This window comes from Aeromonas molluscorum 848, assembly GCF_000388115.1.
GTDB lineage: Bacteria > Pseudomonadota > Gammaproteobacteria > Enterobacterales > Aeromonadaceae > Aeromonas > Aeromonas molluscorum.
This window is the reverse complement of record NZ_AQGQ01000001.1, coordinates 52,361-64,355: the sequence shown is the minus strand read 5'-3', so window position 1 is coordinate 64,355 and position 11,995 is coordinate 52,361. Positions and strand designations below refer to the sequence as shown.

Genomic DNA, 11,995 nt, shown 5'->3' with positions numbered 1-11,995 from the left:
CTTCTATTCTTTCTCATGGCCAAGGCGGGATATTCTTTTTGTAGGGTACTTGGCTTGTATTCTATCCTGCCTCTGCCTTTCGAGTTAGAGATTAGGTCTGTAAAAGCATGAAAAACCAGACTTAGATCACATGCAACCACAACTGAATAAAATGCAGCCCATTTGTTTGATCCCATCGACATAACCAGCAATTAAGCTTCGGACTACTTAGCATAACCATTCATTATTATAGGACTTTATTCCTTTTCCCCGCCTCATGCTCGTGCTGTAAACTCATATTCCACAAGCACCAAAAAATACATTTTACAATCAAATACAATAACTTAAATAAATGCGTCATCAATAAATGGCTTTATATGCAAGTGTTTGCATTTTTCACATCGTCTTGAGGGAACATCATCGCGATAAAAAGTCATACCGCCATGATTTCATGCATAGATATTTTATTGTTCTGGATCAAGACAAGTGACTCAGGATAGTGGGGAAAGGGCTGTCAGCCCCAAGATCCATGGGCCTGTCCGGCTGGCTATGCAATAAAAACGCATCTTGCGGCTTGTCACTCCAGTGACGTCGTCTTTCACTGTTTTGAAACTTTTTTCATTAGTTGAATTTATGAAAAATCCTTGCAGTGGGGGTTTGCTCAACTTAACTAGAAAAGTGATCCGGATCACAACGGTATCCATATGACGTTAACGCTTCCGTCATAAATGTCATCAAGGAGAGCTCCATGAACATCAAACCCCTGCTTCTGCTTGCTGCACTGGTTCTGCCCATGACGCCAACCCTGGCTCAGGCAGACGGTGCCCCCGCCATACCTATGGTGGTATGCCATGTGGACAACATGCCGCAAATGCTGGTACCCGAATACGTCTGCATCTGGCGCGGCGGCACGCAACACTACTAAGCAGCAATGCAAGGGAAGGCCCGCCTTCCCTTGCTTCTTTACCCCATCTCCCTATAGCCATGCCCGCTTCACTGACGCTTGCTCGCCCTGCCGACCGGCAGTCACCATCCTCCCGTCTGTAACCCCTCTCCTCTTGTCACTATGGCGGCAGATAACAGAAGGGACTGCGCTGGCCAGCTTCTCCACTTTTGCAGGCAATGTCTGGGGCTGGCCTAGCTCCCCGCCCTGACAGTGCTGAGTTCGTGTCCGGGAGACAAGCCTCTCCCCCACATTCAGGGCTGCATCGGGGGCCCTCGCCGCCATGATCAGTGCCAACAGACGCGGAGCCTGCGGCTTAATCCATTCGGATGAGTTCGACTGAGACTGGTTTGAGCTTCTTGTGAGATATTCGCCATTGAAGGTGTGAGCGATAAGCCAAAAACCAGACAGGCATAGTCGGATTGACACATCTTATAAACCGCAATAAAAAACGATATGCAATTGATTTAAAACAACAATTAACTAGAGTTGACTTAATAGAAAAGCAAGGGGGTAAAACGTTTTTCAAGATCGCGTTGTTAGCCAGTCGAAAATCCTTATAGTTACTCCTGCACGGACGCAGTCGAAGTCAATCAGGAAGATTGGCTGCCAGGGTTGGGCAAATGGACTCACCACAGGATGTGGTAAAGGACACCTCCCAGGATGGAGAAAGTGCGACGGGAATGGATGACTCGTCAGGCCATGATGGCTAAAGGACACCCCAAAGGATTGGGAAGGGGAAACCTAAAGGAAGAGGTATAGTCAGGGATTGCAGGGAGCAACTTCGTTCACGGATATGAACGATAAGACTATCGGGGGCGACGCATGTCGCCCCCATCTTTATGGGTTTTCGCCACAGATACCCAACCCCGTAGCAAGAGGCGACTTTCGCCGCCCCGCTCATCTCTGCGTAATTAAACCCACTCTGCTGGCTACGCCAGGCGAAAATGCGCCACGATCTGGCCCAACCTGTCATAGGTCTGCTTCATGGCCCCCGAACTGGCGACGGTGGCCTCACCATTGCCCTTGAGCTGACGGATCACTTCGGCGATGGCACTCATGTTGCGATTGATCTCCTCGGCGACCGCACTCTGTTGCTCAGCGGCAGTGGCGATATGAGTGATTAGACCATTGATCTCCACCACCTCGCCCATCATCGTATCCAGAGACTCGTTTACCCGAGTCGTGTTCTCGGCCGCGCTCTGGCAACGTTGCCTTGTCATGGACATGGCCTCCACCACCCCAGTACTGCCGCGCTGCAAGCGGGCCAGCATGGCCTGTATCTCCGCCGTGCTCTGCTGGGTTCGGGCCGCCAGCGAGCGAACTTCGTCTGCCACCACGGCAAAGCCGCGCCCTTGCTCGCCGGCACGCGCCGCTTCGATGGCGGCATTGAGGGCCAGCAGGTTGGTCTGCTCGGCGATGCTGCCGATAACCCCCAGGACAGAACCAATTTGCTGTACTTCTTGCTGCATCGCTTGTACCGAGCACGATGTCGCTTCCACCTCATCTACCAGAGCCATGACGCTGCGCATAGCGGTATCCACCACCTCCCGCGAAGCCATCGCCAGTTGCTCGCTCTGGCGGGTCAAGGTGGCGGTATCTGCGGCGCTGCGGGAAACGGAGACGGCGGTGGCGCTCATCTCGTTGACTGCGGTGACAACCTGCTCCGTCTCGCTAACATGGGTCGCCAACAGCCGTTGCGCGGCCAGGGTCTGCCCGGTCAGGCCGCCTATCTCGCGGTGCAGTTGACCGCTTGCCTGTCTCACCTCCAGCATCATCTCCTGCAACTGGGCGATGAAGCGATTGATGCCCGCCGATATCTGGCCGAGATCGTCTTGGCTGGCCACCTGTAAACGCCGGGTCAGATCGCCATTCCCCTCGGAGAGGGCCAGTACCAGTCCTTTCAAGGAGATAATGGGTCTATAGGCCAGATTGAACGCCAGCATGGCCAACGCCATCACCACCACGGCAACCCCGAGCAGGGCCAGGGTGATCTTGCCGTTGATGGCCTGGGTCATGGTCTGGATATAGGTCTGGTCGATGAAGCCGGTCAGTCGCCACGGCTGACCGCGAATGTCCAGTTCATGCACCTTGGGGAGGGACTCACCATCCGGTTTGTCGCTATAGAGCAGTTGCCCCTGGCTATCGGCCAGTTCGAAGTGACGGCCTTCGCCGCCCATTCTCTGCAGCAGGGCACTGAACTCGCTCATATCGAGGTAATAAATGTAGGCAGAATCATCGCCGCGCGGTACCAGGATGGAGATGGCTGGCTTGCCCTCTATCTGTTGCAAGCCGCTGACCTGGATCTGGTTACGAGCCTGGGGGATCAGCTGGCGTAGCGCCTCGACCCGGGCCGGCTCCTTGATGACACCATTGCTGTCGAAGGCCATGTCCCCAATCACCTTGACGATGTTGAGGAATCCCGTCTCCTCCAGGGTTTTCTTGACGTTGGTCACCCCGAAGTTGAGGTTGGCAGCCAGCACTATCTTCTGATTGATGTCCCCCGCCAGCTTCTCTTTGACCAGAGTGATCTGCTCATCGATGTTGTGGCTTGCCTGGTCACGGATGTAACCGCTGATGAAGTGATTGACGCTCACCCAGGAGGTGGCGACCGTGATCAATATGGCCAGAAGCAGAAGTGCATATATCTTGATCTTAAAAGCCATGGTACCTCCAAAAGAAAACGCAGGCCGAACCTGCGTTTTCTAACTGCCAATGTGCTTACTTCTTCTTGGCGTATTTCATCGAATCCAGCGCCACCGCCAATATGATGATGCCGCCCTTGATGATGAACTGCCAATAAGGGCTGACGCCGATATAGGTCAGGCCGTAGTTGATCAGGGTGAAGATGAGCACCCCGGTGATCACCCCGGCGACCGTACCCACACCACCGGCAAACGACACCCCGCCCACCACACAGGCCGCAATGGCATCAAGTTCATACATGAAGCCCAGGTTGTTGGTCGCACTGCCAACTCGACCCGCTTCCAGCATGCCGCCAAAGGCATAGAAGACACCGGCCAAGGCATAGATCATGACCAGGTTGACGGCCACGTTGACGCCGGAGACCTTAGCGGCTTCAGGGTTGCCGCCGATGGCGAAGATGTTCTTGCCAAAGCGGGTCTTGTTCCACAGTACCCAGACGAAGACGCTGGCAATGGCCGCATAGAAGGTTAGGTAAGAGAGCTTGAAGCTGCCTATCCGGATAAATCCCTGTGCAAAGCTGGAGAAGCGGGGGTCAAAGCCTGCCACTGGGGAGGCTCCCACAGAATCAAAGTAGAGCGAGTTGATGCCATAAACGATGATCATGGTGCCCAAGGTGGTGATGAAGGGCGTCACGTTCAGGTAGGCAACGATCAAGCCGTTGACCAGGCCTATCAGAGCACCCACGGCGCACACCAGCAGGATCACCATGGGGATGGGCACCTCCCCCAGGGCGGGGAACACCTTGTTGACGTTGGTCAGCGACTGCAACATGGTGGCGGCGATAAGCGCCGCCAGACCGACCTGACGACCGGCCGACAAATCGGTGCCCTGGGTAATGATGATGCCCGCCACACCCAGCGCTATGATGACCCGCACCGAGGATTGGGTCAGGATGTTGCTGAGGTTGGTGAGGCTCAGGAAGGATGGTTCCTTGATCACGATGATCATGAGCAGCACCAGCAACACCACATAGATGCCGTTCTCTTTGAGCGCCTGCATCAGATTGAAATTTTTAGCCGACTCCATAAATGTCTTCCTATCTCTAGAGGTACAGAGATGCCAGGCGCAATATCTCGCTCTGGTCAGTTTCTTTGGTATTGACGATCCCGGCGACCCGGCCATTGCTCATGACCATGATGCGGTCCGTGATCCCCAGCAGCTCAGGCATCTCTGAGGAGATGATGATGATGCCCTTGTCCTTCTTGGCCAGCTCCAGGATGAGCTGGTAGATCTCGAACTTGGCACCCACGTCAATGCCTCGGGTCGGTTCATCCAGCATCAAGATTTCCGGCTGAGTCAGCAGCCAGCGGCCGATAATGACCTTCTGCTGATTGCCCCCGGACAGGGAGCCGATCTGTGTCTGCTGGGTCGGGGTCTTGACCCGCATGGAGTCGATGACCCACTGGGTATCGCTCTTCATCTTGGTGTTGCTGAGCAGCCCCATGGATCCCTTGTAGCTGTCCATGTTGGCGATCAGGGAGTTGAAAGCGATGTCGAGGCGCGAATAGATACCGGTGGAACGGCGCTCCTCCGTCACCAGGGCAAAACCATTCAAGATGGCCTCGTGGGCGGTGTGATTGGCCACGACCTTGCCATGGATCTTGATCACTCCCCCGCTGTGATCGCGGATACCGAACAGAGTCTCGACGATGTCGGTGCGCTTGGCCCCCACCAGTCCGGCGATGCCGAGGATCTCCCCCTTATGCAGGTTGAAGGTCACGTCCTGAATGGAGGGCTGGTTCTTGGCCGTCAGATGTTCAACCTCGAGGATCACCTCTTTGGGCTGATTGGTTTTTTCAGGGAAGCGCTGGGTCAATTCACGGCCAACCATCATGCCGATGATCTGGTCCATGGTCATGCCCTTGAGCGGCTGGGTCGCCACCCACTGTCCATCCCGCAATATGGTGATCTCGTCACATAGCTGGAAGATCTCCTCCATCTTGTGAGAGATGTAGACGATGCCGCAGCCCTTCTCTTTCAACTTGTTGATGATCTTGAAGAGATGGTTGACCTCTTTCTCGGTCAGGGAGGAGGTCGGCTCATCCATGATGACGATCTTGGCATCGTAGGAGAATGCCTTGGCAATCTCGATCATCTGCATCTGGGAGACGGAAAGCGTGCCCACCTTGACCCGTGGGTCTATATCAATATCCAGCTCGTCGAAGATGTGCTTGGTGTCTTCATACATCTTGCCATGGTCGACAAACCAACCCTTGGTGGGGTAGCGGCCGAGCCACATGTTGTCCATCACGGTGCGTTGCAATACCAGGTTCAGCTCCTGATGCACCATGGAAACGCCATTCTCCAACGCCTCTTTGGAGGAGGTGAAGTTGATCTCTTGTCCCTTGAAGAAGATCTTGCCCTGATCTTTCTCATAGATGCCGAACAGGCATTTGAGCAGCGTAGATTTACCTGCCCCGTTCTCGCCCATCAACGCATGCACAGAATGAGGACGGACCCGTAAATTGACATTATCGAGTGCCTTGACGCCGGGAAAGCTTTTACTGACGTCAATCATCTCCAACAGCCATTCTGATTGTTGCTGTGTTGTCATATCAGCCATCACATCTGGTTGAAAAAAGGGCAAGGGGATCTCCCTTGCCCTGGAGGAGGGATTACTCGAATTGAGACAGGTTGTCTTTATCCACACCCACATAGGCAACACGGACGACCTTGTTGTCGATATTCCACTTGGTGCCTTCACCGGCCGGTTTGCCTTCAGCCAGGTTCTTGGTCAGCTCGAAGGTGGCCTTGGCCTGGTTGGCCGCATCGTTCAGCACTGTCCCCGCCATGGCACCGCTCTTGACCATGGCCAGCGCCTCGGGCAACGCATCGACACCGAATACCGGGATGGCTGACTTGCCTTGTGCCTTCAGCGACTCGACGGCACCCATCGCCATGCCATCGTTGTTGGCGATGACCACTTCAATCTTGTTGGCGTTGGGGCCGGAGATCCAGGCATCCATCTTGTCTTTCGCCATGGCGGTATCCCACATGCCGGTATCCATGTGCAGTTGATCCGTCTTGAGACCGCCATCATTCAGGGTCTTGATGACGTAGGTAGTACGGGCTTCCGCATCCGGGTGGCCCGGCTCGCCCTTGAGCAGCACGAACTGGATGACGCCATCTTTGTTCAAGTCCCACTCAGGGTGAGCTTTCCAGTGTTTGGCGATCAGCTGACCCTGGATGATGCCTGACTCCTTGGAGTCGGTGCCCACGTAGTAGGCCTTGTCATAGCTGGCCAGATCGGCAGCACTGGGTTCCTTGTTGTAGAACACAACCGGGATATCTTCGCCACGGGCCTTCTCAATCACGACAGGGGCGGCGGCCGGATCAACCAGGTTGATGGCCAATGCCTTGACACCCTTGGCCAGCAGCACGTCGATCTGGTCGTTCTGCTTGGACTGGTCATTCTGGGAGTCATTCATCAGCAGTTCCACACTCGGGGTCGCCGCCGCTTCCTTCTCGATCGCCTTGCGAACAACTGCCATGAAGTTATCGTCATACTTGTAGACGGTAACCCCGATACGGGTTTCAGCATGGGCGGTTGCGCCTGCCATCAGGCTCATCAGCACGGCGGCAACTGTCGTGATTTTTCTCATTGTTATGCTCCGGTGTGTCTATCTGTTTTGTAGGAAAGCTGTACACCAATCGAGCTGGTGTAAGTCTAATGTAATCAGGTTGTTGTCATTTAATCTGTGATCCTGACGACAAAATGAAAACGTTTACACTCTGTTACATAGTGATTTGTTTGATATAAAACAAATGGTTATATTGCGCATGGCCCTATTTGACCCTGACCACCCTTGGGGTGAATGTCATGTTCTGTCGCCGAAATTAGCTTAGTATAGAGTTCCAATAGTATCTCCCCGGTGTCAGCCAATATTCCGGTCGCACGCTCTGGCTCCAGGAGTCGTCCCCCCCGATCCCCATGTAGAAACCGTCGAGGCAAAGATGAATCCCTCCCTCGGCAGTCAGGTCTGTCTGATGGCGAGCCTCGGCCAATTGGGCCTGGCGATAGGGACTGATGCTGAAGTGAAATTCCCCCTCGACCCTGAGATCCCCCAGTTGCAGTTCACATACCTGGCTGCGCAGGCCGTTGTCGGTGGGGAAAATATAGGGGGTGTGCAGCTCGGCAATGGGCAGCTGCCAGCGGCCTAGATCGGCGCTCAGACAACGATCCGGATAATTTTCATGAGGACCACGACCTAGCCACTCGATACTGTCGACTGTCTCCGCCAACCAGAGGCTGGCACCAATTCGCGGCAAGGAGGGGAAGTCATCGCTCACCAAGGCTTCGATGGCGAGCGTCATGGCGCCGCCGGCATCGAATTCGTGACGCCAGCGGGTCAGGATCCTGAGTTGTTCGTCGACGAAGTAGCCATGCTCCACCTGCAAGCTGGCCTCCCCCACTCGCGTTATCCCCAGGCAACGGTGATTCAGCTCGCCGAGCCCGGCCTGTTGCCAGCGGGCAATCCAGGAGTGGGGATCCTGATGGTCCGCCTCACTGGTGCCGATGTCGTTATCCAGTGGCGCGCGATAGAAGTGATCGGCAAGCTCGCCCAGCAGACGCTCACGCCCGCCCTTGCGCCAGCCCGTGATGCGACCACTCGCCTTGTCCAGCCACCATTGACTCTCGCCAGCCAGTACCTGCCAGGTATCCGCCCGCTCTTCCAAACGAGCCGGTGTCCTGGGTTGAGGCAGGGCGAGGGGGGTCGGCAGAGAGAACTGCTGACGAGCCAGCTCATGATCCGCCGCAGACCAAGGGGTGGCATCCACCTGCTCGATGCAGAGATCCAGCCAGGCAAGCGTGCCCGCAGCAAAAGCAGGCAGTGTTGGCAGCAAGGTCAGCGAATGTGCCGCCTGAGGCGCCAATGTGAGTGGGCATTCACCCTCTCGCAGTACCACCCCTTGCTCGCACAGCCGCCAACGCAACCGCTCGTTGTCCGTCGCACGGAACAACAGCTCGCTCTCGATATGCACCACCAGTGGGTTGTGCGACAACAACTTGAAACGGAACGGCTGCTGGGCCCGCTTGGCCTCGAACAGCGCCGGGTGAGGAGTTCTGTCCGGGAACAACAAGCCATTGATACAGAACTGGCGATCGTTTTGCAGATCGCCAAAATCGCCGCCATAGGCCCAAAAATGGCGGCCATCCCCGGTCAGCTTGTCCAACCCCTGATCGACCCAATCCCAGACAAAGCCACCTTGCAGACGGGGATGGTCACGAAATGCCTGCCAGTAATCGGCAAAGCCGCCCAGGCTGTTACCCATGGCGTGGGCGTATTCGCACAGGATCAGGGGCCGCTGCTCGCCGGGCAGTCCTATCCACTTGGCCAGCGCCCACTTGGGCACCGCCGGGAAGGGCTGATCCTGGTGGGTGCGCGCATACATGGGACAGATGATGTCGGTGGCCGGAGTGTTGGCGCCGCCCCCCTCGTACTGCACGGGGCGGCTCGGATCCGTGCCCTTGACCCAGGCATACATGGCATCGTGCGCCGCGCCATAGCCGGACTCGTTGCCCAGGGACCAGATGATGATGCTGGGATGGTTGAAATCGCGAGCGACCAGCCGGGTGATGCGCTCCAAAAAGGCGGTGGCCCATGCGGAGTCCTGGGCCAGGCGGCCCATGGGGCTCATGCCGTGGGTCTCCAGATTCGCCTCATCCACCACATAGAGACCCAGCCTGTCACAGAGCCGGTAGAATTCGGGATGGTTGGGGTAATGGGCACAGCGCACCGCGTTGAAGTTGTGCTGCTTCATCAGGGTCAGGTCTCGCGCCATGCTGGTCACATCGATGGCATGACCCCGGGTGGGATCATGCTCGTGACGATTGGCGCCACGGATCAGCAAGGGTTGGCCATTGAGACGCAGCAGACCGCCCTGGATCTCCACCGCCCGAAAACCCACATCATGGGCCTCGCTCTCTATGGGCGCGCCCTGCTCATCCAGCAGCGTCAGGGTCAACCGATAGAGATGAGGCGCTTCGGCGCTCCACTTGGCCGGGTTGTCTACCTTCACCATCAGTTCGGCGCGATCTTCAAAGCGTCCTTTCTCATCGATGGGGGCCGTGCCCACCCCTTGCTCCAGACAGGCTACCGGATGCTCGCCTTGATAGAGCACGGCTCTCAGGCTCAATCCGGCACCACCAGCCACCTGTACCGCCAGCTTGAGCTGAGCATCCCGATAGCAGGCATCGAGCTGCGGGGTGATGCGCAGATCGGCGATATGACGCTCAGGTTTATGAAGCAGGCTGACCGAGCGGAAGATGCCTGAGAGCCACCACATGTCCTGATCTTCGAGATAGGAGCCATCGGACCACCTCAGTACCAGCAGAGCTATCCGGTTCTCCCCCTCGCGCAGACAAGGAGTCAGGTCGAACTCGGCGGGCAGGCGGCTGTCCTGGGAATAACCGACCCAGTGGCCGTTGCAAAACAGATGGCAGGCGCTGCTGACTCCATCCAGGATGATGCGCGTCTGTCCCGAAGCCAGCCAATTGGCGGGTAAATGCAGATGACGAGAGTAGCACCCGGTCGGATTCTGGCTTGGCACCCGAGGAGGATCGCAGGGGAAAGGGTATTTGATATTGGTGTAGATGGGGCCATCGGTCTGAGGCCGTGTGCCCGGATAGGCACCATCTAGCTGCCAGTTGCCAGGCACCCGGATGAGGCAGGCATCTGCCAGATCCTGCTGAACCCACTGTTCGGGCACCAGCTCGGGAGTCTCGAAGAAGGAGAAGTGCCAGTCGCCGTCGAGCAGCAACCGGGAGTCGGAGGGCAGATCGGCGCGTGCCGCTTCCTCATCGCGCCAACTGGCGAGAGGCGTATGTGCCGCCAGACGATTGACCGATGTGACGCCCTGGTTCTGCCAGTCTCGGCGCGCCAGAATCTCCCTGAGCATGTTTCCTCTCCCTGATTATTCGGAAAACAGCTGCAGTGTAGTGAAGTTTTTATGGGGAAACGGCGATCTGCCTCACAAAGATGTAAACGATTACACTTCGATGTGTGAGGCCGGGATAATGCTGGATGAGAGCCACAATAGTCATCATGCGAGCAACACTCATGATCCAGTTGGTCGGGGGAGCTGGCCGCAGATCCCTCAACCCCCGACCCGGTGGCATGACTGACGATGCCAGAAACAGCAGACTCGCCTGATGACGGGTCTGCTGTTTCTGACAAGGCCAAGATAAGGATTCAGCTGCGCAGGGGGGCGACCGAGTGACGATTGATCAGGGTTGGTGTATAGATGCGACTCTGCTGCGCCTCGCCTTCGCCTGCGGCCAACTGCAACGCCAACTTGGCCGCCTGAGCCGCCATTAACTCGATGGGATAGCGCATGGTAGAGAGTTTGGGTCTCAGATATCTGGCGTAGATGATGTCGTCAAAGCCGACTACGGACACCTCCTCCGGCACCTTGAGGCCGTTATCGGCCAGCACAGAGATGGCTCCAGCGGCCATGGCATCGTTGTAAGCCACCAGGGCGGTCACCGTCAGCCCCTTGGCGAGCAGATTGAGCATGGCTCGCTCCCCCCCCTCTTCATTTGGGGTACCGCACTCCACCAACTCGGCATCTGCCACCACTCCCGCATCGCTCAGGGCATCGCGATAGCCCTGCAGCCGGGAGCTGGCATCTTCGATGGCGTGATCCGAGCCGAGGAAGCCAATACGGCTATGACCCAGCTCCAGCAGGTGGCGCGTGGCGGTGGCGGCACCCAACCTGTTGTTGAGGGAGATACAGCGCCCCTTCAAGGCTGGAATATCTCTGTTAATCAATACCATGCCCGGTACTCGCATGGCGTAATCAATCAGCACCTCGTCACTGAGCACCTTGCTGTGTACCACCAGGGCCTCACAGCGTTTGCCGATCAGCAGTTCGATGGCACCCCGCTCCTGCTCCGCATTGTGAAAACCATTACCCATCAACAGGTGCAAGCCCCGCTCCACAGCGACCCCGGACACCCCCTTGATCAGGGCGCCGAAGAAAGGGTCGGCCACATCGTTGACCACCACGCCCATAGTGTCACAGGTCCGGCTGACGAGGGCCCGGGCGTTGGCGTTGGGGGTGTAACCCAGCTCGGTCATGGCTTGCTGGACCAGGGCACGCGAGGTGGCACTCGCCTTGGGAGAGTTGTTCATCACCCGTGAAACCGTTGCCACCGAGACATTGGCAAGACGGGCGACATCCTTGATGGTACTCATGCTGTTTTCACTCTTTTCACTGACCGCGACCTGGCCATTATAACCAGCAACGCCTTGGATAACAGGGGAAATAGGGCCACGGATCCAACCGGGAGTGTGCAAACAAGTGTAATCGTTTACATGATTCTGTTAACCAGTTCACAGTTTGCTCGCCAGAGGCTCAGCTAGA

At 56.6% G+C, this 11,995-nt stretch carries 7 protein-coding genes; 1 reads left to right on the top strand and 6 read right to left on the bottom strand.

Annotation, left to right across the window (positions count from 1 at the left end):
* Positions 1–727 precede the first annotated feature (727 nt).
* Positions 728–904 carry a hypothetical protein gene (locus tag G113_RS21420; protein WP_005890715.1) on the top strand — a complete coding sequence of 59 codons (177 nt, stop codon included), beginning with the start codon at positions 728–730 and terminating at the stop codon, positions 902–904.
* Between the two features lie 950 nt (positions 905–1,854).
* Here the strand turns inward: G113_RS21420 and G113_RS00290 are convergent.
* The 6 genes from G113_RS00290 to G113_RS00265 all read right to left on the bottom strand — a co-directional run bounded on the left by G113_RS00290 (position 1,855) and on the right by G113_RS00265 (position 11,826).
* On the bottom strand, positions 1,855–3,588 hold the full coding sequence (locus G113_RS00290) for a methyl-accepting chemotaxis protein (protein WP_005890712.1): 1,734 nt from the start codon (positions 3,586–3,588) through the stop codon (positions 1,855–1,857).
* Between the two features lie 55 nt (positions 3,589–3,643).
* Positions 3,644–4,654, bottom strand: coding sequence for a galactose/methyl galactoside ABC transporter permease MglC (gene mglC, locus G113_RS00285; RefSeq protein ID WP_005890710.1), 1,011 nt, complete (start codon positions 4,652–4,654; stop codon positions 3,644–3,646).
* Between the two features lie 16 nt (positions 4,655–4,670).
* Positions 4,671–6,191 (bottom strand): galactose/methyl galactoside ABC transporter ATP-binding protein MglA, encoded by a 1,521-nt coding sequence (gene mglA / locus G113_RS00280; protein WP_005890708.1) that lies wholly within the window; start codon positions 6,189–6,191, stop codon positions 4,671–4,673.
* 52 nt (positions 6,192–6,243) lie between these two features.
* Entirely contained in the window at positions 6,244–7,230 is a 987-nt protein-coding gene (gene mglB, locus G113_RS00275) for a galactose/glucose ABC transporter substrate-binding protein MglB (RefSeq protein WP_005890705.1), read from the bottom strand.
* Between the two features lie 235 nt (positions 7,231–7,465).
* Entirely contained in the window at positions 7,466–10,528 is a 3,063-nt protein-coding gene (locus G113_RS00270) for a beta-galactosidase (protein ID WP_005890703.1), read from the bottom strand.
* Positions 10,529–10,821: 293 nt separating this feature from the next.
* Positions 10,822–11,826 carry a substrate-binding domain-containing protein gene (locus tag G113_RS00265; protein ID WP_005890699.1) on the bottom strand — a complete coding sequence of 335 codons (1,005 nt, stop codon included), beginning with the start codon at positions 11,824–11,826 and terminating at the stop codon, positions 10,822–10,824.
* Positions 11,827–11,995: the final 169 nt, after the last annotated feature.